Annotated in this window: 19 protein-coding genes; 12 read left to right on the forward strand and 7 right to left on the reverse strand. The window is 46.9% G+C overall.

Annotated elements, in window-relative coordinates:
* Positions 1–40 precede the first annotated feature (40 nt).
* The 3 genes from ACJJI1_RS18195 to phhA form a co-directional block, all read right to left on the reverse strand.
* On the reverse strand, positions 41–1,210 hold the full coding sequence (locus ACJJI1_RS18195; protein WP_444897120.1) for a cation:proton antiporter domain-containing protein: 1,170 nt from the start codon (positions 1,208–1,210) through the stop codon (positions 41–43).
* A gap of 96 nt (positions 1,211–1,306) precedes the next feature.
* On the reverse strand, positions 1,307–1,777 hold the full coding sequence (locus ACJJI1_RS18200; protein WP_108733441.1) for an Lrp/AsnC family transcriptional regulator: 471 nt from the start codon (positions 1,775–1,777) through the stop codon (positions 1,307–1,309).
* A gap of 268 nt (positions 1,778–2,045) precedes the next feature.
* Entirely contained in the window at positions 2,046–2,849 is an 804-nt protein-coding gene (phhA, locus tag ACJJI1_RS18205) for a phenylalanine 4-monooxygenase (protein ID WP_444957523.1), read from the reverse strand.
* Positions 2,850–3,045: 196 nt separating this feature from the next.
* Between phhA and ACJJI1_RS18210 the strand changes: the two genes are divergently transcribed.
* Positions 3,046–4,473 carry a TyrR/PhhR family helix-turn-helix DNA-binding protein gene (locus ACJJI1_RS18210; RefSeq protein ID WP_444957524.1) on the forward strand — a complete coding sequence of 476 codons (1,428 nt, stop codon included), beginning with the start codon at positions 3,046–3,048 and terminating at the stop codon, positions 4,471–4,473.
* Positions 4,474–4,478: 5 nt separating this feature from the next.
* Here the strand turns inward: ACJJI1_RS18210 and ACJJI1_RS18215 are convergent, their stop codons facing one another.
* On the reverse strand, positions 4,479–4,796 hold the full coding sequence (locus ACJJI1_RS18215; RefSeq protein ID WP_444897123.1) for an Mpo1-like protein: 318 nt from the start codon (positions 4,794–4,796) through the stop codon (positions 4,479–4,481).
* Positions 4,797–5,072: 276 nt separating this feature from the next.
* On the opposite strand from ACJJI1_RS18215, the gene ACJJI1_RS18220 reads away from it, so the two are divergent.
* From ACJJI1_RS18220 to ACJJI1_RS18235, 4 genes are all read left to right on the forward strand, one after another.
* The gene (locus ACJJI1_RS18220) at positions 5,073–6,296 is read left to right on the forward strand and encodes a CaiB/BaiF CoA transferase family protein (protein WP_444957525.1); all 1,224 of its coding nucleotides are present in this window, start codon (positions 5,073–5,075) and stop codon (positions 6,294–6,296) included.
* Positions 6,297–6,361: 65 nt separating this feature from the next.
* Positions 6,362–6,727: a VOC family protein gene (locus tag ACJJI1_RS18225; protein WP_444957526.1), complete on the forward strand. Its 366-nt coding sequence runs from the start codon at positions 6,362–6,364 to the stop codon at positions 6,725–6,727.
* Between the two features lie 298 nt (positions 6,728–7,025).
* Positions 7,026–7,913, forward strand: a complete 888-nt coding sequence (locus ACJJI1_RS18230; protein ID WP_444957527.1) for a helix-turn-helix transcriptional regulator — start codon at positions 7,026–7,028, stop codon at positions 7,911–7,913.
* A gap of 504 nt (positions 7,914–8,417) precedes the next feature.
* Complete coding sequence (locus ACJJI1_RS18235) at positions 8,418–8,801, forward strand: hypothetical protein (RefSeq protein ID WP_444933068.1); 384 nt, start codon at positions 8,418–8,420, stop codon at positions 8,799–8,801.
* A 197-nt stretch (positions 8,802–8,998) separates the two neighbouring features.
* Here ACJJI1_RS18235 and ACJJI1_RS18240 read toward each other — a convergent pair whose 3' ends face one another.
* On the reverse strand, positions 8,999–9,820 hold the full coding sequence (locus tag ACJJI1_RS18240) for an alpha/beta hydrolase (protein ID WP_444913637.1): 822 nt from the start codon (positions 9,818–9,820) through the stop codon (positions 8,999–9,001).
* Between the two features lie 546 nt (positions 9,821–10,366).
* On the opposite strand from ACJJI1_RS18240, the gene ACJJI1_RS18245 reads away from it, so the two are divergent.
* The 4 genes from ACJJI1_RS18245 to ACJJI1_RS18260 all read left to right on the forward strand — a co-directional run bounded on the left by ACJJI1_RS18245 (position 10,367) and on the right by ACJJI1_RS18260 (position 16,540).
* Positions 10,367–11,059: a TetR/AcrR family transcriptional regulator gene (locus ACJJI1_RS18245; protein ID WP_444957528.1), complete on the forward strand. Its 693-nt coding sequence runs from the start codon at positions 10,367–10,369 to the stop codon at positions 11,057–11,059.
* Positions 11,049–12,410, forward strand: a complete 1,362-nt coding sequence (locus ACJJI1_RS18250; protein WP_444957529.1) for an efflux RND transporter periplasmic adaptor subunit — start codon at positions 11,049–11,051, stop codon at positions 12,408–12,410. Before ACJJI1_RS18245 ends, ACJJI1_RS18250 begins: the two co-directional genes overlap by 11 nt.
* Entirely contained in the window at positions 12,407–15,544 is a 3,138-nt protein-coding gene (locus tag ACJJI1_RS18255) for an efflux RND transporter permease subunit (RefSeq protein WP_444957530.1), read from the forward strand. The genes ACJJI1_RS18250 and ACJJI1_RS18255 overlap by 4 nt, the downstream gene beginning before the upstream one ends.
* Positions 15,545–16,147: 603 nt before the next feature.
* Positions 16,148–16,540, forward strand: coding sequence for a DUF3224 domain-containing protein (locus ACJJI1_RS18260; RefSeq protein ID WP_444957531.1), 393 nt, complete (start codon positions 16,148–16,150; stop codon positions 16,538–16,540).
* A gap of 288 nt (positions 16,541–16,828) precedes the next feature.
* Here the strand turns inward: ACJJI1_RS18260 and ACJJI1_RS18265 are convergent, their stop codons facing one another.
* Complete coding sequence (locus ACJJI1_RS18265) at positions 16,829–18,946, reverse strand: TonB-dependent siderophore receptor (protein WP_444957532.1); 2,118 nt, start codon at positions 18,944–18,946, stop codon at positions 16,829–16,831.
* A gap of 224 nt (positions 18,947–19,170) precedes the next feature.
* Here ACJJI1_RS18265 and ACJJI1_RS18270 point away from each other — a divergent pair, with 224 nt between their 5' ends.
* Positions 19,171–19,671 carry a GNAT family N-acetyltransferase gene (locus tag ACJJI1_RS18270; protein ID WP_444957533.1) on the forward strand — a complete coding sequence of 167 codons (501 nt, stop codon included), beginning with the start codon at positions 19,171–19,173 and terminating at the stop codon, positions 19,669–19,671.
* Positions 19,658–20,263 (forward strand): RNA 2'-phosphotransferase, encoded by a 606-nt coding sequence (locus ACJJI1_RS18275; protein WP_444957534.1) that lies wholly within the window; start codon positions 19,658–19,660, stop codon positions 20,261–20,263. Before ACJJI1_RS18270 ends, ACJJI1_RS18275 begins: the two co-directional genes overlap by 14 nt.
* Before the next feature lie 167 nt (positions 20,264–20,430).
* Here ACJJI1_RS18275 and ACJJI1_RS18280 read toward each other — a convergent pair whose 3' ends face one another.
* Positions 20,431–20,631 carry a DUF1330 domain-containing protein gene (locus ACJJI1_RS18280; protein WP_444957535.1) on the reverse strand — a complete coding sequence of 67 codons (201 nt, stop codon included), beginning with the start codon at positions 20,629–20,631 and terminating at the stop codon, positions 20,431–20,433.
* Positions 20,632–21,301: 670 nt separating this feature from the next.
* On the opposite strand from ACJJI1_RS18280, the gene ACJJI1_RS18285 reads away from it, so the two are divergent.
* Positions 21,302–21,985, forward strand: a complete 684-nt coding sequence (locus ACJJI1_RS18285; RefSeq protein ID WP_444957536.1) for a hypothetical protein — start codon at positions 21,302–21,304, stop codon at positions 21,983–21,985.
* The last annotated feature ends 36 nt before the right edge of the window (positions 21,986–22,021 follow it).

The raw sequence follows: 22,021 nt of genomic DNA on the forward strand, positions 1-22,021 counted from the left end.
GTGGTCTGCTAAATCCTGCTACAGGAAGAGACTAAGAGGTTTAGTCTCTTCGCAACTCATCCTTGATTGCAATGGGATTGGGAAAGTTCATCACCACAATGTAAGACGACACCAGGAATGTAAGGATCGCGGTTGCCTGGATTAAATGTGATGCTGCGCTGCCAATCAGGTTTTGCGTATAAGCGAGCAGGGCGATTAATAGGGAAAATTCACTAATTTGCCCAAGTCGAAATCCAATATCCCACGAGAGCACTTTGTGCTCACTGCGATTTCCAAGTAGGAAGTGAAATACAACGGGTTTTATTACCAGAACTGCGGCGGCTGTGACCAGGGCAGGAAGTAGAATTTCGGGCAGCATGGCCAGCTTGAATTGCGCTCCGAGGCTGAAAAAGAACAGGATCAGGAAGAAGTCTCGCAGAGGTTTAAGGCTGAGGGCGATGTACTGTGAAATTCGGCTGGCAGCCAGCGTGATACCACCAATAAATGCGCCGATCTCTCTTGAAAGGCCCACAACTTCTGCCAGCTCTGCCATGCCCATGCACCATCCAAGTGCCATTAAGAATACGTATTCGTGGAAGCGGTCAAAGCGGGTAAAAAGTGGCAATAAAATATATTTTACTATTAGCCAGGCAAAAAGGATCAGCAGTGGCAGAGATCCAAAGGAGAGAGCCAATTGCCAGATCTGTTCGTCGCCGGTGTTATCACTCAGCAGTACCATTAGGCAGACTATTGCCACAAAGTCCTGAAAAAGAAGAAGTCCCACCATAAGTTCACCCAAGTGCTTGTGGTGAAGTACGGTCGTGGGAAGCAGTTTGATACCGATAATGGTGCTAGAGAACATCAGCGCCATGCCGATTACCCAGGATTCAACGGTAGTAAATCCAAACAGCAAGCCTATGCCAAAACCAAGGCCGAGGAAGATCGCACAGCTTACAACTCCCACAAATGTAGCTTTGCGTAATACAGCTACCAGCGCTTGAGGTTGCATATCCAACCCCAACAGGAAGAGCAGGAAGATAATCCCAACGCTGGACATATCGGATAGAAGTCGCAGGTTATCGATTACTGCAAAGCCGGATGGGCCGAGTAAAACACCGAGAGCGATGTAGGCGACCAGAAGCGGTTGTCGGCCAAAAAGAGCCAGTGAGGCAACAATTGCTGCGCCACTAAAGATCAAGAAGAATGATTGGAAAAGGGAGCTGTCCGCCACAGGCCATCCTTGTGTGTGAGCGAGATTTAACCATTATCCATAGATGTGCGAACAGCTGAAAGGTCTATGTGCCTACCAAGTGGTTACGCTGAGACTTTACTCACCGGATGGAATCGGTAACTCGGTAGTGCTTTTGATCTGTTCCAAGGCAAAGTTGGAGACAATATCGCTAATGCCGACATGCCGGATTAACTCCTTGTAAAAGCGGTCGTAGGCCGTGATATCGCTAACTACCACTCGCAACAGGTAATCGTAGTCGCCTGCCATACGGTAGCAAGCCACTACCTCTGGCAACTGTGCCATATGTTCGGCAAAGTTGTCGGCCCACTCCGGTGTGTGCTGGTCAGTTTTAACCTGGGCAAACACTGAGACCGGAAGTCCTAAAATCTCGGCATTAAGCAAGGCGACTTTGCGTCGAATGATGCCGCTCTTTTCCAGTTTCTGCACCCTGCGCCAGCATGGGGTTTTTGTCAGGCCCACACGCTCCGCCAGCTCCTCGATCGAAAGGCTGACGTCAGATTGCAGAATCGCAAGAAGTTTTCTATCAATCGCGTCAAGTGAGGACATAGTGCTATGCGCTCCCTATAAGGTAGGGGTTTTGTGTCCTTGCGCTGATTGCATTGCCTCCCTGGCTACCCCTAACGGTATTTGGGCGAGTGGGTGTGGGGGCTATTGGATGAAAGTCATCGAACTACCATCACACCTACTGCAGATACGATAGGCTCAGGGGGAGAGTGCTGGTAGTGGAATTTCCCTAGATGTGCAACGCTTCTGGGGGAGCTTTTTAGCAGAGGTGAGATTGGGCGGAAGTTGGCCGCCCAATCTTGAATGCAGATCAGGCTGCGTCTTTGGGTGGGAAGCGGGGTTCGAATAGTCCCAGCTCAATGGCCTCGCGGACCTTGGCCATCAGGTCAATTTCTGTCAGTTCCTGCAGCTGTTGCAAGCTGTTGAGGACATAGTAAATGGGTTGAACAATATCGATGCGATATGGAGTGCGCAGTGCGGTAACCGCGTCTAAATCGTAGCGCTCTGGTTGGTGACTCAGTGCGTAGAGTGTCTCTTTCGGGGAAGACAGAATGCCGCCACCGTAAATGCGCAAACCATCGTCGGTGTTCAGCAGACCGAACTCCACTGTAAACCAATAGAGGCGGGCTAAATAGGCGCGCTCTTTGGGCGAGGCTTTAAGGCCCAGTTGTCCGTATTTTTGCGTGAAGTTTGCAAATGCTGGGTTGGTGAGCATGGCGCAGTGGCCAAAAATCTCGTGGAAGATGTCCGGTTCTTGCAGATAATCAAACTCTTCGGGAGTGCGTATAAAGGTAGCAACTGGGAATTTGCGATCCGCTAGAAGACCGAAAAAGGTTTCGAAGCCGATAAGGGCGGGAACCCGGGCGACTTCCCAGCCAGTTTCCTTGCGCAGCACGCTGGAGATTTCCTCGAGCTGGGGGATGCGGTCTTTCGGTAGGTCCAACAGCTCCAGGCCGTGCATATATTCATCGCAGGCGCGGCCAGGTAAGACATCCAGTTGGCGTTCAATCAGACGCTGCCAAGTTTGGTGTTCAAGGTCGGTATACTCGATAAAGCCGTCTTCATTGGGCTCACGGGCAACGTACTTGCTTGCCTTCTTTGCTTCTTTCTTCATGAATGTCTCTCCTGCGGCTCGGTAGCTCTCGCTGATTCCCAGTGCCCAGCACCTGCCGCTGAACCTGTTGTTGTTATGTTTCGACCTCTATTTTTAGCCAGGCGTGCCCATGGTGGGGAGAGGTAGAGGCGAGCTATTGCGCCTTCTGGGGAGTTCAAATTACACTTTCTGTAAACATTTCTTTACAGGTGACGCTGTGCGGGTAGAGATTACTTGTGCAAATCGTGTCGGCATTTTGCACGAAATAATGCAAATTTTCGGTAAATATCGGATAAATGTGACCTCTGGTGAGCTCGGGGGTGACAGTGGAGATAAGGTCTATCTGATAGCGCCCGGGATGCTTGCCACTCAATACCAGACAATCGAGAAGTCCCTGCACCAGGTTCCTGGAGTTAAGCGAGTGCGGAGGATCTCTCTACTGCCCCTGGAGCGACGTCATTTCGAGTTGGACACTTTGCTGAGTCATGTGACTGATCCGGTTCTTAGTGTGGATCGCGAGGGCAGGGTGGTCGCTGCCAATCTGGCAGCGGCAAGGGCCTTCGGTGTGAGCTTGGACAAGGTGCCTGGTCTACAGCTGCAGAGATTCCTGCCGCTTATGCAGGTCGCAGAATTACTGCGGGATTTTGCAGTGCCTCGCTACGGACTGCCTCTGGTGGTTAGGGGGCAGAGTTTTCGTGTGGACTGGTCCCCAATCACTCTGGAGGGAAATCCCGGAGCGGTTGACTCACTGGCTGGGGCGGTACTGCGTTTACAGCCTTGGGATAGCAGCGAGTTTGTCACTGAGCTGCCAAGACCGATGGTGTTGTGGGATTTTGATTTGCGTCGAAGGAGTTGCCTCCAGTTGCAGGACTTATCTGAACTCAGCGCACCTCTGTTGATACTGGGCGAGCAGGGCACAGGAAAGACAACGTTTGCCTGTGCAGTGCATTACCTCTCCCCATCGGCCTCAAGGGCTGATTGCTATCGAATTATCCCCAGTGATGGGACTATGCAGCTGCCTTCACATCTTCGTCGAACGGGTACTTTGATTCTTGAGGATATACATACCCTCAAAACAGAAGCTCAAGTTGATTTATTGAGAAAACTTCGCAAGTTGCCGGCATCGCTGCGATTGGTGGCCACCGCTATTGATGGGGAATCTATTGCGCCGCCACTTGCGCAGCTGTTTTCGTCGTTAGCGATGTCCTTGCCCCCCTTGCGAAATATGCGACCGGCTCTGCCGCGCTATGCCAGTACTTTAATGCGCCAGGAGTCTCCAGAGGCTGGTGAGCTTAATTTTAATAGCGAGGTGATGGAGTTGATCAAACTCCACGACTGGCCGGATAACTTCAACGGCCTCAGGGACTATTTAATGGCCGCATCCAGTCAATGCTTGATTAGAGGGGCGGCGTCGATCAGTTGTGCAGATGTGCCGGATTTAATGGTTAAGGCGGAACTTCCCTGGCGGGACTGGGGCCGTGGACTTACCTATAAGGAGATGATGGAGCAGCTGGAGAGGGCGTTGTTGACGGATATTATCAAAGGTCACTCCTCAACCAGGGAGCTGGCTAAGGAGCTGGGTATTTCTCATACCACTGTGGCCAACAAATTGCGGAAATACGGCTTGTCGGCCAATAAAAAATAGTTTGTTTAGCGTTCGATTCGTCCGATCAGCATATCTTTAAACATAACAAAGTCACCGATAAAGCTGTAGAACGGATACTTAAAGGTTGCCGGGCGATTGTTTTCAAAGAAAAAGTGCCCGATCCATGCAAACCCGTAGCCTGCGACAGGAGTAACTGCCAGCCACAACATATTGGAAGTTACTACAGCCGCAATTATTGTCGCGAACACCAGGCTGGTACCAAAGAAGTGCAGCCGACGACAGGTGAGGTTGCTGTGTTCCTGTAAGTAGAATGGATAAAACTCGCGAAAAGATTCAAATTTTTGCGCTTCTATTGCGGCCATGCTGTGCCTCCTTATTTTTATTGCACAATCAGGGGAGCCGCTGAACAAATCCGTAATATCTCTGCATTGCGAATTCTTGCAAGGTCCAGGCATTGCTGCGAGGTCGCGCCTTAACTATGAATCGCTCCGTAAGCTAGCCGTATCGCGGGTTTATTCAGAGGCCCCTAAGTTTAAGACGAATATCTACAGACGCCAATCAGGGCGCGGGCACAAATTATCTGTTAGGCTGCCGCAAAAATATGCGGTTAACCCGCAAGTAAGCGATATGAGGAAGTTATGGCAGGTCCACTCGCACACTTAAAGGTACTCGATTTAAGTCGTATTCTCGCCGGACCCTGGGCTGGGCAGGTATTTGCTGATTTTGGGGCTGAGGTTATTAAAGTAGAGCGCCCGGAGCGAGGGGATGACACTCGCCACTGGGGTCCTCCCTACCTAAAGGATGAGAAGGGAAATGACACTGCTGATGCCGCTTACTACCTAAGTGCCAATCGCGGAAAAAAATCAGTTACCGTAGATATCACTACTGAAGATGGCCAGGCCTTGATCAAGGAGATGGCAGCCCGATGCGATATTCTTCTTGAAAACTACAAAGTAGATGGGTTGAAAAAGTACGGCCTGGATTATGAATCCATCGAGGCGATCAATCCTGGTGTTATCTACTGCTCGATCACAGGTTTTGGGCAAACTGGCCCGTACAAAAAACGAGCAGGCTATGATGCGATGATCCAGGGGATGGGTGGTCTGATGAGCATTACCGGTGTGCCGGAAGGGCAACCGGGTGCGGGCCCGCAAAAGGTGGGGGTGGCAGTAGCGGATCTGATGACGGGGATGTACGCGGTATCTTCTGTATTGGCAGCCGTTGTTCACCGGCAGCATACGGGCGTTGGTCAGCATATCGACCTCGCCTTATTGGATACCCAGGTTTCATGGTTGGCAAACCAAGCCCAAAATTACCTTACTTCTGGTAAAAGCCCTGAGCGACAGGGTACCGGCCATCCCAATATAGTCCCCTATCAGGCAGTCCCTTCAAAAGATGGCTATTTTATGTTGGCAGTGGGTAATGATGATCAGTTTAAACGCTTCTGCGGAATCGCGGGTGTAGAAGAACTGGCAGAAAATCCTGCCTACGGGACTAATTCAGCGCGGGTTATGGCCCGTGAAGAATTGGTGCCTCAGATTGAAGCTGCGACTCGTAAGCACGAATCCGCTTGGTGGCTCCAGCATCTTAGTGATGCTCATGTTCCCTGTGGGCCTATCAATACATTGGAAGAGGTTTTTGCTGATCCTCAAGTACAGGCCCGGGGTATGGTGGTTGAGCAGGATCATCCGGAAGCTGGAAAGGTGAAGACCGTGCGTAACCCTGTAATCTTCTCCGAGTCCGCACTCGACTACACCCAGGCGCCGCCAGTATTGGGTGAGCACACTGAGGAAGTATTGCGAGATTTGCTTGGCAAAAGTGACGAGCAGGTGGAAGAGTTGCGGAACAAGAGTATTGTGTAAGTTATTGATAGATAACTTGCTGATAATCAGGCACAAGGATGTGCCTTGTAAATTAGGGAAAACAGATGGAACTCGACCACGTCAATATTACTGCTCCTATGGAAACCCTAAAGCGGGTACGGGACTTCTATGCCCAGGTTCTCGGTCTGACCGAGGGTGAGAGGCCAAATTTCAAGCGTAATGGATTTTGGCTCTATGGCAGTGGTAGGGCTATTTTGCATTTAATAGACGGTGAGGTGAGTGGTGACCAGCCTGAGAAACCCTACTTGGATCACATAGCTTTCCGTACAGATGCGCTTGAGCCGGTTAAGCAGCGTCTGGATGCGTTGGGAGTCGCCAATCACCTAATGGATGTGCCTGGGCGCAATGTACGGCAATTAGTATTTTTTGATCCAGTAGGGAATAAGGTGGAAGTTAACGCGGTGGTGTAGCAACTTCTTGAAAGGTCTAGACATTCCTGCGAAGCCGCGCCTTGATTGTGAACCGCTCTGCATGCCAGAGGTATCACGTAGTTGTTCAGTGGCTCCTTAAGCTGTTTTATTCCTTTGAGTTTCTTAGGTATAGAAGATTCTTTGTAGAGCATGTTCTTTATAGCCCCTGGATTTAACTTGGTCCCCTGCCAGAGAAGCTATGGTAATCACTTCCGATTGGTTGTTTTCTCTGATTGAAAAGTTGATATGCTTCATGTTTTATTGCAAATGACTAGGTCCCTGATAAAGATAATAATTTATGCCAGATAGTGAAGAATCAGTTGTATTTAAAATACAAGGGAAAATGGTAATTGGTCAGCGTAAATTCAGGGCACCGTTAAGTTATCAAGACCGTTTGGTTGATGAGGCAAGGTTGGTTTACGTTATCAGTGGCTGTTCAACCTTGGTTTGTGGTGATGAAACCCTCACCTTGAGTCCAGGTGCCACTGTGCTAATGAAGACAGATAATTTTATTAATCAGTGGCATGATGACGGAATAAACAATGAAATTAATTTCATCGGTTTTCGGCTAACGTCAGAGCTATTACAGCGACTCTACCCAAGTGGTATGCCTGATGTCTTTGGTAATAATGGCGAAAGTAGGGCTGCTGTTAAGGAGGATAATAAGTCCAATAATCAGCCCCCCTCGGCTGAGCGCCTGCAGGAATCTGTACTGCTCTCCAATTATATGCGTAGCATAATTGACTATATCCAGCAGCCAGAAGTATTCAGTGAGCCACTGGTGGTATTAAAGGTTCGAGAATTAGTAGAGCTTATCCCCAGACTTGATCGTAGTGGAAGAGTTGCGAAGATGTTGGGGCAGTTGTTCATCAGGCAACAACCTAAACTACATGAAGTGGTGCAAGCTCACTTATACACCCCTCTGAAACTGGCGGATCTAGCTTTTCTATGCCATATGAGCGAGTCAACATTTACTCGTAAATTTAAGCAAGTCTATGGCATTAGTGCTACGAAATATATTACCGCAAAACGGATGGAGAAAGCACAACAGTTGATTCTCAATAGCGATCTTAGCCTGACTGAGGTTGCTTTGGAGTGTGGTTTTGACGAGCTCAGTTACTTCTCCCGGGTGTTCAAACAGCACTATCAAGTAGCCCCTTCCCAAATGCGTAAAAAGGCGATTTGACGGATTTGTACAAATCCTTGACTGGATGTTCCAAGTAAAGTGTTGGCTTGCTGGTTAATCTAGTCCTTGTCTTAACAGCGTACTTTTCTCACGATATGTCGTTATATTTAAACCCTCTTGTTACTGAGGGGCTAAAGAATGAATACATGCTCATTGCTGGTGCTAATGGTGATGTTGGTTTTGCGTTTAGCCCGACGAGCATTAGTTATCGTCCTGGTGGTTTGATTAGAACCCTCCTAGGGCGAACTATAGCTGATACCGCTGAAGACTATAAACCAGTCACTTTTCATTACTTGCTGATGTTTGCTGGAAGCCTGAAGGCTAATCACTCTGCCCCCTGTGCAATCAAAAATAGTGAAACTTGATACAGTCAATTAGTAGCACTGCCTTGGTCTGTTATCCGAGCTAAGGGCCTGTTGAGGTCTCGCAGAGATGATAAGGAATTTCTTAGAGATCTTTGAGTTCTCATTCTGTTTATTTAATCAACCAAATGGAATATTTAATATGATTCGTTTCGCACAATTTCTTTCCGGTATATTTGTACTTATATTGGGTTCGGCTGGCTTAGTGACCATGCTTTTCCCTGAAGTTATTAATGGTCCAGCAGGGTTTGATGCCACAACTAACTACGGTTTCACTAACCTACGTACTCTCGGTGCCCCCACGCTTAGCTTAGCGATCATTACGGCAATTGGTGCCTTTCGCAAAGAGTGGTTATTAATACTTCCTGCCTCGATGTACTTTCTATTTAATGGTTCTTCGCGGCTTATTTCTGTATTGGTTGAGGGCTACGAGCCAGTAATGCTGACTGGCTTGGTAGTGACATTTACACTATTTATTCTGTCCCAGGTGGCTGTGTACAACTTCCGTCGTGCAGCTTTGACGTAGGTTTAGAAAATGTAGGGTGTTGGCGGTGTTTACTGTAAATGTCACACCGCCTCTCTTTCAGAACGTCGCTGAAATGAGGTTGACGCTATGGTAATTGTGTACTTGATTGATGGTGAGGTAAGTGGTGTGTTGCTCCCGCAGGTTTTGTATTCTATTTCCTGAAACGAAAGCAACCAGTTTTAAATTGAAAAATGTTTCTAGTTTTTAGGGGCTTTGTCTGAAAACAGCTTTCCAAACGCATCGTAAACAGCAAGATGCAGAGTGTCACCATGGTCTAGTTGTTCAAAGTAGCCGAAGTGTATTTTTGTGTTGCTCTTCTTATTATCTAGCTTGTTGTATAGTGTTCGCGCTAGGCGCTCCATCACTTCCCCCTCTTTTCCAACTCCAATATAGATCTGTTTGTCCTCACAGCAGTCTTCAGGGATGCTTGTCAGAAGAGATTCTCCACTCCACCATAAGCTTGGGCTGATAATAATATAGTTGTCGAAAAGGTCCGTATGCTTTATCAGGATTTCTGTAGCTACAAGTCCTCCCAGAGACTGACCTATCAGTGTGGAATTTTCTTTTGTACGGAAATTGCTCGCAATAATGGGTTGAACCTCTTTGTCCAAAAAATCAATAAATTCCTTTGATCCGCCTGATGATGGAAATTCTTTTTGATCTAAAGCTATTTTGGATGGAAATGTATAGTCGCGTTTTCTATCAATATTTTCTATGCCTACAAGAATGGATTCTGGAAGCATATTAATCCATGAGAATGAGCCGAATTGGAGCACTCCCGCTATATGGATAAAGTCTTCGGATAAGGAGCCATCTAAAAGATAGATTACGGGGTAGTTTCTTTCAGGTTCACGATGGTAGCTCTCGGGTAAGTAGACATTTAAGGTGCGCTTTTCCTTTAATATCTTTGACTGAAAACTAATTGAGTCGCCAATTACCAGGGGAGAACTCTTAAGGTCTGTAGCCTTTGCGAAAGTAGCCATAAGAAAAAATGAGATGAGAGCCAAATACTTGACCATAAGTTATATGCCCTTTGAAGGTTAAATTATTCTTGAAATAGATAGGGTCTGTAGAATATTCATATTGAAACGGCCTAATACTAACATTGAGGAGGGTGTTGGTTGTAGTAATGCTTTATTTAAAGCTTAAAATTATTCATCACTCATCATTTATACAGAAAGTCTTGTTCGGATATGGAAGAGGATGAGATTGCGACGTTTTTCTTCTGCTCTAGCTGAATGGCTTTCCTGGTTTCGCATTCAGGCCGCTTTAAGTAGAAATTTGGATATTTGGCCTGAAAATGTACCAATCTAAGTGGTTGGAATTTTCCCGGTAAGTACTGCTGAATTTAGTAAAGGTGGCCACTTGCAGGAGGCCAATTTTACAACCTATTTTGCTAGCCCCGTCAAACCCTTGATCATTGGCACGTATTGCGTCCCGAGATGCTTAGCTTGTGAATCAGAAATTAACCCGGCACAACCTGACTGACTGGTCGGATTTTGGGGTTGTTGCATGGGTGTAATTCCTATTTAATTAATCAACTGATTAATTAAGGATAAATGCCTGTGACTGACAATCCATCCACTCGAGGCCGCGGGCGCCCAAAAGATCCTGAGCGTGAATCCCAGGTGCGTGAGGCACTTATGCACTCAGCCTACTCTCTACTTCGGAATAAGGCCTTCCGTGATATTTCGATTCGGGAGATTGCTCAGGGAGCAGGGGTGAATTCTGCGATGATCAGTTACCACTTTGGCGGTAAGGAGGGGCTAATTATCGAGGTGGTTCGGAGCCAAATCATGCAGTATGGCCCCGCGTTTGTTAGTGCAGGGCTGGATGGAGGGGAGCCCTCTTTAGAGTTGCTGAAAGAAGCAATGAGTCGAATGATACGCCTATACATCAAGGAGCCCTGGATTCCGCGCCTGATTGCTGATGAAGTGGCTTCCAAATCTGGTCGAATGCGCGAACTCTTTGTTGACAGGTTAGCCTCACAACTGGTGCCAAAGCTGCGCGGGTTGCTGGGAATTCTCCAATCCAGCGGCCAGTTGCGAGAGGACCTGGATATTGACCTGATGCCAGTCTCTTTTATCAGTCTGATTGCCTTTCCCTTCATCGCTGGCGACCCCTTGAAGGAGGGGTTTGGCTTTGCTCTGGGGGAGGAAAACCGGGAGAGATGGATTAACCATACCGTTCAACTCTTACTCCGTGGCGTTTCCAATAAATCTGTGACCGAAGGCGAGGATGTCGGCAATGGAAATTAAGACTCATATGAAAGCACTGATGAATCGCCGGCTGGCATTACCGGCCCTGATTGCGGCAGGGCTAGTTGTATCTATGGCCCTGGTTGCCACTAAAGGTGAGCCTAAACACGATGCTATAGAGGCTCCCATAACGATGGTAGATGCAATAAAGGTGCAGGAGTTACCGTTGCGAGCCCAAGCCATTGCATATGGGGAGGTGAAACCCAGTACTTTTCTGGAAGCCAATGCAGAAGTCAGTGGTAGGGTGGTGTATACAGCTCCGGAATTGGAGCGGGGAAATATTATCTCTGCCGGTACATTGGTGCTGAAGATCGATGATACCAGCTACCAGCTTGCCCTGGCGCAGGCTGAAAGTGACTTGGCGGCAAATCGCGCTAACTTGCAAGAGCTGGACGTGGAAGAGGCCAATAGTAAACGCTCTTTGGACATCGCCGAGCGCACCCTCAAATTGGGTGAGAAAGAACTCGCTCGCAAGCAAAAGTTAGTTGCCAAGGGAACCGTCTCCCGCTCGACCGTAGATACTGAAGAGCAAAATATGCTGCGCTTGCGCCAGGAAGTGCAGAACCAGAGCAGCCAGCTCTCCCTTTTCCCGACTCGCCGTAAAGTGATTGAAGCCCAGATAGCTCGCTCAGAAGCTCAGGTACGGGACAGTAAATACAACCTGGAGCGCACCCAGGTGATCCTGCCATTTAATGCTCGTATTGGCGAAGTTCATGTTGAAGAAAACCAATATGTTGCTGGCAATGCCCGTTTATTTGATGCAAGCGGCCTTGCCCAAGTAGAAATTGCAGCAGAGCTTCCTATGGTTCATGTGGCTCCACTTTTGCGCAATTTAAGGCCTGGCATCGATTCCAATCCGACTCCTGATGATCTACCCAAAATGTTGTTAGGGCTGGAAGCTCGGATCACCCTGGTGGGTGGCCCGGGGAATAGTGAGTGGCAGGGGAGGGTAGTGCGCTTGGGTGGAACCCTGGATAGCACCAGTCGAACACTCTCCGTTGTTGTAGCTGTGGATGACCCCTATGGCAAAGCGGTGACCGGTGAAAAACCACCGCTATTTCGCGGTATGTATGCCCGTGTAGAGTTATTGGCTCCCGCCGCACCAGCACTCGCTATACCCCGCCGCGCCCTCCATGAAGGCAAGGTTTATCTGGTACAAAATGGTCAACTAAGAGTGCGCCCTGTACAGATTGACTACCACCAAGGCGACACCACTGTGATCCGCGAGGGATTGAATCCCGGTGAGCAGGTTATTGTGACTGATGTAATTCCTGCGATTAATGGAATGGCAGTTTCCGTCGTCAGTGATGAGCAATCCGTTGCGGCGAGTGCTAGAGGTACCCAGCAGTGATACGTTATTTTGCCGGTCACCCAACGGCGGCCAATTTATTGATGGTTGCGCTGATGCTAAGCGGGCTTTTTGTTCTGCCCAGCATGAAGCGTGAAACGATGCCGGAAATCGATAAGTTTGAGGTTCAGGTTTCGGTACCTTATGCCGGCGCTGCGGCAGCCGAAGTGGAAGATAGTATTTGTCTTCCCTTGGAGGAGGCCACCGATGGAATCAGCTTTATTGATGAGCGATTGTGTGAGGCAAAAGATAATCTGGGCCTGATGACCCTCAAGATGCAAGAAGCGGGTGATATGGACCAGTTTGTTGCTGATGTGGAGTCCGCAGTAGACAGTATCGATTCGCTTCCTGCAGAAAGCGAGCGCCCGGTGATCGAAGAACTGGGCCGCACTCAGGGGGTGGTTAGTATTGCTATCAGTGCTGACCTTCCTTTGCCCCAATTAAACCAGCTGGCGGAGCACTACCGCCGCGAATTACTCCGCGATCCCGCTATTCCTATTGTGCGCATTTCCGGTTTTTCTGACCACCAGCTTCAGATTGAAGTTTCAGATTATAACTTGCGCCAGTACGGACTCAGCGTGATGGACCTGGCTAATATTATTGACCAGCAAGCGATCGACATGCCCGCCGGCAAGGTATCCACGCCGGATCGAGAATACCAGGTGCGTTTTACCGAAGAGCGCCGCACGGTTGCAGAATTGGAAAACCTGGTGGTGATTAAAGGTGGTGATGGAGCGGAAGTTCGACTTGGGGATATTGCAAAAATTTACGATGACTTTGAGCTGGCTGAAGACAAAATTACTTTTGACGGTCATCGTGCAGCGCTTCTCAATGTCGAGAAGAATAGTGTGGATGATAGCTTGCGTGTGCTTGAAGCCGTACGCGACTTTGTCGACCGTGAAAATGAAAATCTGCCTGAGGGTATGAAACTCACTCTAACCCAAGACAGCGCCTCTATCGTTGCGGATCGCTTGCAGATGATTATGGCTAACGCCTGGCAGGGCCTGATTTTGGTAGCGCTGGCTCTCTATCTGTTTTTCAGTGGCCGCTATGTCTTTTGGGTGGTCATGGGCTTGCCGGTTTCATTCCTGGGTTCGTTTGCACTGATCACGGCCATGGGCGTGTCCATTAATATGATCAGTCTGGTAGGACTGCTGATTGCCATTGGTATCCTGATGGATGACGCCATTGTGTTATCGGAGAGTATTGCCAGTGAACACCGTGAGGGAAGGTCGCCGTTGGAAGCGGTTATCAATGGCACCAAGCGAGTGGCTCGTGGAGTACTGTCTTCATTCGCAACTACGGTAATGGTGTTTGGAGGACTGGTCTTTATTAAGGGGGATATGGGGCAGGTCCTCAAGGTGCTCCCCATTGTATTGATTTCTGTATTGCTCATTAGCCTGATCGAAGCTTTCCTGATTTTGCCGGCACACTTGCGGCATGCCCTTGAGCATAAAAGTCGCCCCCCTGCCTGGAAGCAGGCTTTTGCCAAACGTTTTGATGGTTGGCGAGAAAATATGGGGCGCGCAGCAGATTGGGCTGTTAAATATCGCTATGCCTTTGTCGGGGGTGTATTTGGCTTGTTCCTGGTCACTATTAGTTTGATGACATCGGGGATCGTCAAGTTTCAGGGTTTTCCCACCTTGGAGGGCGATTTATTGCAAGCTCGGATCTTAATGCCTCAAGGCACGTCTTTGGTCGATATGGAGAAATTAGTCGATAAGCAGTTGAAGACGTTGGATCAAGTTGCCTCAGAGTTTTCTGAAAATGAAAGAGCACCTTTGGTAAACCATACGAGTGTCACTTTTGGTGTTAACGGAGATGCCTTTGAATCGGGGCCCCATGTGGCCACAATTAATGTCGATCTGCTTGCCGCTGAAGGCCGCAATACCAGCATGGATGAATTGCGCCATGCTTGGCGTGAGGCTGCCGGCGACACACCAGGGGCAATCGCTATTCTTTACAAAGAACCGGCCTTAGGCCCTGCCGGCCGTGCTATCCACTTGCGACTTGCCGGTTTGGAGTTGGATCAGCTAAAGGCAGCGTCCATTCGCTTGCAGAATTGGTTGCGTGGATACGACGGCGTAGTGAATGTGGTGGATGACTTGCGTCCTGGCAAGCCGCAACTCACTGTCAAAATGCGTGAAGGCGCTTATGCCTCTGGCCTGGACGCCAGCAATGTCGCCAATCAGTTACGAGCTGCTTACCAGGGGATGGAGATAGATGAAATTCAATATCGGGGGGAAACCTACGAGATTCAGGTTCGTATGGATGCAAATTCCCGCGGTGCACTGAGCCGTTTCGATGAATTAGTCATTATCCATCCAGCTACCAAGCAACGAGTTCCGCTGATTGCCGTTGCCGATATAGAAATGAATCGGGAGTATGCACGAATTCAACGTATTGACGGCGAGCGGGTAGTGAGTGTGTTTGCTGATGTCTTCACTGAGAAAGCGAATGCTGGACAGGTACTAGGTGACACCCAGGAGAGGTTCCTGTCTGAGCTTACCCGTGAGTTCCCAGGATTGCGCGTTGATATGCAAGGGGAAATGAAAAATAGTGAGGTTACCGGTAAGTCCATTGGTCGGGCCCTGTTAATAGGTGCCATTGGTATCTACCTTCTCCTATCCATGCAATTCCGCAGCTATGTGGAGCCGTTGATTGTATTGGTGGCTATTCCTTTGGCGCTGATTGGTGTTATCTGGGGGCACCTGATCATGGGGCAGAATATGTCTATGCCAAGCATGATGGGTTTTGTCTCTCTCGCCGGAATTGTGGTCAATGACTCAATATTGTTAGTGGAGTTTGTGAAGCGGCGAGTGCGTGAAGGAATGGATGTGCATAGCGCGGCAAGTCAAGCCAGCCGCGATCGTTTCCGAGCCATCTTCCTTACCTCACTGACCACAGTTGCAGGCCTGTTGCCACTGTTATTTGAAACCAGTCTGCAGGCACAGGTGTTGGTGCCGCTTGTTACCAGTATTGTATTTGGTATCAGCAGTTCTACTATTCTGATCCTTTTGGTGCTACCGGCACTATACGGAATACTGGAGGACTTTGGGTTTACTGAACCTCAAGAAGATAGTGATGGCGAAGACGTATTAGTACCGGCGCCTATGGCAACTGCGCCAAGTAGTTGATCGTTTTATACGAAGGGAAGCTGGTTTCCTGGGATATACCTAGCTTATTACACCTAATAATGGTGCTAATAAGTTGGGCAGTCAGTGTTTTGGGCTAATCAATCCACAGATCTACGATCTATCGTTTTGCCAATACTAGTATAGAAAAAATAATAACTCATAGCCTCCAAAATAGTTTTGGGGGCATCGTCATTTCGGCTTTGCTTCACTGAACTCTTGTAATCCCGTTTTACCGATTTCTTTAATTTCTCTCTGTGTAGAATCGACAAGCGTATTTCCACCTGGTCCCAAATAATAATGAACTATCTTCTCGACGAGATTGGAAGTGCTAAAAGCCCATACTGCTTCGGTGGGTTCCAATATTTCTCGCTTATGTCTCTTAACCGCTTAATGGACATTAGTACTTTTGAGTGTTAATTGCGCACCTTCATAAACATCTCAACCCATAGTCATTCACTATGCCATCTTGGGTGTATAAATATACAGTTTTGTATATTAAAATGGAAAACCGATAAGTAGCACTTTAGACTCCCTTAGAGCCTAAGTTGTTACTGGTAAAGCCAGACACGTACTACTTCAATCTAAATTCGCAAAGGAGCAAATATGAAAATTTCAGGAAAGTTCGAGGTTACTGTAAAGCCGATGGATCCGTATGCGAAAGGCAGTGAAGGAAACAACTTGGGGCGTATGTCAATTAATAAAGTCTTTTACGGTGATCTTTCAGGAGAAAGTCGAGGAGAAATGTTAAGTGCAATGACTCCCATAAAAGGATCTGCGGGGTATGTAGCTATAGAACAAGTTGCCGGTACTTTAGGTGGTAAGCGAGGCACGTTTGTTTTACAGCACTTTGGGACTATGAAGAAAGGAGAGGACTTCCTTATTTTAGAAGTTGTGCCTGATTCTGGCACTGGGGAACTAGTGGGACTCTCTGGGAAAATGTCTATTCAGGTGGATGGTGGAGTTCATTACTACGACTTTGAATACCAACTTGATTAATAGGAGTTTGCTGTCTGTATAGCGTCATGGAGAGGTTATTCGATCGAAATTTATACGGTCTGTACTCGTCTTGATTGAAGGTGCAACCTCGGATTGAATATTTGCTAATAGAAATTCAATCTGGGGGATCAGTGTCGTTTTCATAATATCTAAGTTTAGAAAAAGGGCTGAACAGGTGGGTAAGTCTGCGGGGATATATTGGTGAGTGTATCGTCAAAGAACTTCCTTCCTGTATAGAACAAGATGATATCGCCAGTGGAAATCCGCTGACGATAAATTGCTAGGTCGCTAAAAGTCATAGGAAAGCTGGGCGATTAGCTCTCGTGGTTGGCCGGGAAAATGTCCTTGCCGCTCATTAAAACCGCTCACTGCATACGTTTTATTCAAAAGGTTTTTCACGTTGATACTCAGCTGAATATCATCCCAGCGAGTTGCCCAGCTGGCATCGAGTACAGTATAGGCCTTTACTTTTTGATCATCGAAGCTTATTTGATCGCTCACATAGTCGGCACCAATGGCAAATGCTGAGTCCCATATACTGAGGTCATAGCGGGCCCACAAGCCTGCTTGGTGCTTGGGTGCATTTACGAACTGACCTGAGTCTGACACATTACGTGAGTCCCCCTCAGTGATATACGTATCGTTGTACGCATAATTAGCTGTTATGCTGAGTCTCTCAGTTATGTCACCGACTAAGGTGAACTCGCTTCCACCACTTTGAACCTGCCCGAGGTTGATAATTTCGGCTTCATTCGGGGTCTCATCGGCACTGATATAGGCGGGGTTACTTTGGGCCATATTTGCTTTTTTTATCTGATAGAAGGCTAGAGTGGTCAGGATACGCCCATCCAGCCATTCCTTCTTCACACCAATCTCCACTTGACTGCCAGTACTGGGTTCAAGCTCCTCGGCGCCGCCCTCAAAGTCGTCTGCGCTCACCGGATTAAAGCTCTGGGAGTAATTTGCATAGAGGGATAGTGTATCTACGGGCTTATAAGTGATGCCTGTACGGTAGCTTGCATCATTATCTTTGTAGCTATTGCCGCTTTCTTTTTCAGTTTCGTCGAACTGATCAAGGCGCGCACCTATCATCCAGAACCACTGATTGGTCAATTCCACAGTATCCTGGATATAAATGCTGGTACGGATGCTGGCCGTACCATCCTTATTCATATTGATAAGGTTGTAAGTTGACGGGTCAGTTATCCCGTAGTTGAGTTCGTAGATGTTGAGGTTTGTAACACCGTCTGCTCCAGGGCGCGCTCGCCAATAGTCATATTTTGTATCAACATCATGATAGTCACCACCAAGCAAAATCTGATGATTCATACCTGAAATGTCTGTGTCATACACAAAGTCCAAAGTAAGGCTCAGCTCTTCATTTGCCCGGTACTGATCGCGGTACTCACGGCGGATGGTTCCATCTTCAGCATTGGCCATTCCATCACCATTGATGTCTACCCAACCGCGTGATTCGTGATAAGCCTGCTCCCTTTCATTTTCCATGTAACGCAATGTTGCGTTAAAGTTCAGGCTATCTGTCACCTTATGCTTGACTTTAGTTCGAAGAACCAAGGCTTTTAGGTTTTGATAATCAGATTTTTCGTTGGTGTTGTAGGAAGGATCTACCAGGAATTTGCCGTCATCATTAACGGGTACGCCGCGCAAGCGGTTACCGCCTAGGTTTTGTTCTATGTGCTCGAAGGTGGTCGTCAGGTGAGTGTCTGCTGAGAGGTCAAATAGTAGTCCCCCGGCAAGTTCAATGTTCTCGCTGTTCGCATTATTGCGAAAGCTATCTTGAGATTCATAGAAGCCTCCTAAACGATAGGCGATATTTTCAATTACACCGCCTGTTAGCTCGATAGAAGCTCCTTTTAGCGATTCGCTTCCGGAGGTGACTGTTAATTCACGGCGCTCATCGAAGGTTGGCCTCTTGGAGGTGTAGTTAATCATCCCTCCGGGCTCACCGCCGCCATAGAGGGCGGAGGATGGCCCTTTTAGTACCTCGATGCGCGCTACATTTGATACTTGAGGAACACTAAACCCCGAATAGGGATCGCCGCGGACTCCATCGTAAAAAATATTTTTATTGTCTCGAAATCCCCGAAATGTGACACCGGAATAGCTGAATTGACTAACTCCTGCGATGGAGCGGTACAAGTCAGTGATATCGCGGGCAGCCTGGTCTTCAATAAGCTGTTCATTTAGTACCTGAGCAGACATTGCAATATTTAATAAGTCTGCGTCAGTTTTAGTTCCAGCTTGTGTATGAGAGTCCAGATAAAATTGTTGGGCTCTACCAATAACTTCAACTTCTTCTACCGTTTGAGTTACTTCCTGGGCAGACACCAACGCAGCAGGGGCTAGTGAGGCCCATACTGCCAAGTTGAGTTGTTGAGGGTACATATTGATAGAATTCCGTACAAATAGGGTCGATTATAATTGATAATGGCTGAAATTTTTGAGATGTAGTAATAATTGTGAGGCAGTCGTAGGAAGATAAAAAGCTATTATGCCGATTGGAGAGTAGGCAGGAATAGTTGATAGCTGAGAACCCTAGCTTTCAACAACGCATTGATTTTCATTGAAAGGGTGTCAGTAATAGGTTAAGGAATTGATGGTTTGTTCGAATGATTGAATTAAGAAACATTGAAAAGAATGATGAAGCACTACTGGTTGAGTACTTAAATGATGAGTCTGTGCTTAAGTATTTGTCATCGAGAATTCCTCACCCTTATACATTGGAAGATGCTGCTTGGTGGGTTGATAAAGGTTGTAAGAAGGAAGGGATTGTAAAGGCAATAGAGTACAGAGGGGCCTTTTGCGGGATTATAAGTATGCGCGAGCAGCTGTTTGAGCATTCTCACTCCGGTGAGGTTGGATATTGGGTTGCGCGAGAATTTTGGGGGAGAGGAATTGCTACTATTGCTTTGACTCAGTTTACTCGTGAGATTTTTTCTTCACAAAATATTGTCAGGCTTTATGCCTCTGTCTTTTTTGGAAATGTCGGATCAATGAAGGTTTTACAGAAGGCGGGGTATAAGCATGAAGGGACTTTAAGCTGCTCAGTAAAAAAAGGGGGTATTTATTTTGATGAGTACATTTTCGCCAAGGTGAATGCCCCATCATAAAATTTCGAGTTATATTCTTAGTTGTGGAATATTAGAATTGAACAGAGATACTGAATTCAGTAGAGAGCTGAGTAGGATATCAAAATACTTCAGCTACCTGCTCAGGCATAGGCCTGAAGCCATCGGCTTGTTTATGGATGAGAATGGATGGGTGGCAGTTGATGAGTTGATTCAGAAAACTGTAGACTTTGAGCTAAACAGGGATTTGGTTTCTGTCGTTGTGGAAACCAATGATAAGCAGCGGTTTTCTATAAGTGATGATGGTCTTTCTATCAGAGCCAATCAGGGACATTCTGTAGATATTAATTTACATTTAAGCCCCCTTGAACCACCAGGTGCGCTTCTCCATGGCACTGCAGAGCGTTTTGTTGAAGATATCCTCGCGCAAGGACTGAAGAAAATGCAAAGGCATCATGTTCACCTGTCAGAATCTGAGGCTGTTGCTCGATCTGTTGGTGCCAGGTATGGCAAGCCCGTACTGTTAAGGGTGGAGGCTAAATCCATGCATCGAGATGGTTTTGATTTTTATCGCTCTGCTAATAATGTGTGGCTGGTTGATCATGTGCCAGTCAAGTATATGAAGTTACTTTAAAGGCAGGGGTTATCAATATTGTTATATGGGTACTGTTAGTGGAGGGATACTCTAGAGTCAGCTTATTTATAAAGGAAGAGCCATTGATCAAGATACACCCCTTGAATGGATAGGCCTATTGGGGGTGAAGATAGCTTTATAAATTTCTATGCCAAAATAAGGAATAATTATAATTTTTCTGTATACCAAATTTTTGGAGTCACAAGCACGCCAGCCTTCTTCTTGGCTTCTTCAAGTTCACTACTATTGACAAATTTAATTGCATGCTCCTTCGAAGGAAATTCATGGATCACGGTCACATTATGGTGATTATCAATTTCCCGGTATACGGATGTGGCAGTAGCACCCATTTGCTCAACTATAGGCATAAACTCCTTTAGCGCTCTGTGCCATTCGTTGAAGTCCTTAACATTTGCGTGTACAAATAGATGTATCATATGGATACCAGTTGGTCAGTAGATGCTGCGTGTTATACAACCTTGTGAATAGTTATAGTCGTTAGCTGTTCAGGGTCAAGTTTTAAAAAGGTTCCCAATAGTAGCCTTTGGGTCGCAACGGAGATGTTTGGCAGGTAGTTGGGGGTTGGTTGTTATAATAGGCCTTTAAATTTATTAATTGTATGGAGTCAGGAGATTTGACTTAAATAGTGTGGTTAGTAAACCGCTATCTTGTGAGTCAACCTTTGCCCCTTATTGCTTTGCCTACTTGCTAATTAAATCTACGGGAAAAGTACAAGCTCCGTATATTACTATTTAATTCTTTGCGATGAGGTAAATCCAAATGGGTACGATTGTTTTGTTTTGGTTTTTTTATAAGGCTCCCGTCTAAAAATAGTAATTTTAACTTATTGATTAGCTTTTCTGAGTAAGTGTATCTTTCTATTTATTCCTGCCCATTAATGAAAATAGATAGCCTGGCGGTGATTTTCGCAATGTGGCGTGTATCTACTGTGTTGAAATTTTCTGGTATCGGTAGATAGTGATACCAAGATTTGATTTTTAGTGCATATTGAAATTTGATTTTTTTCTGGGGGAGCTTATGGATCTGACTATTTCTATTTTAGGGCATGCACTTACAGCTATCGCGGCTCTTTTGGCAATTCATGGGAAGACATGGGATGAAACCCAAAGTGGCCTGAAAAGGGTAACCAGGATAGGCGGTGTTGCAGCCGGGGTGGCAGTTGTTGGTCTGGCGCTTTCAATCTTTCAGACTATCGATAAGTATCAGGAAAAAGCTGCTTATAAGGAATATGCAATTTCAAAAATTGAAAAGGGGTGGAGCAATCTTTTTGTTCCCTTTGAGGCGCTCCACTACCAGGTGACAGGCTTGAAACCCAAAAAGGGGGAGCACCTGGAGTTTGCCGAGTTGGTATTGAAGGAAAATCTATTGGCCAGCTTTGATAAGGTGGACTTTAAAGAAGTTCATCGATTCCCCAAGTTTGGGACAGTTGGGAATATGGTTTGTGCACAAACACTTTCAGGTATGGGGACGGTTTCCAGATATATTGAAGAGTACTCAGATCATTTGGGTTTAGAAATCAAGGCTTCGGTAGAAGAGTTGCAGTTAATGCCTGCTTTTTCCACACTAATACGATTTGGCGGCTGTCCCGGTATTAAGGGGCGCTCAGTCAACGATCCTGATCGTTATCAGGGGAAATTTGATACTCCGGAAATGCGAGCTTACATCAGGAAGTTAATCGCATTTCAGAAATTAATAGGCTAGGGGGTAAGTACTTAGTGGAGAGATAGCAAAACGGCA

The organism is Microbulbifer maximicatervae (SeqCode) (assembly GCF_052467065.1).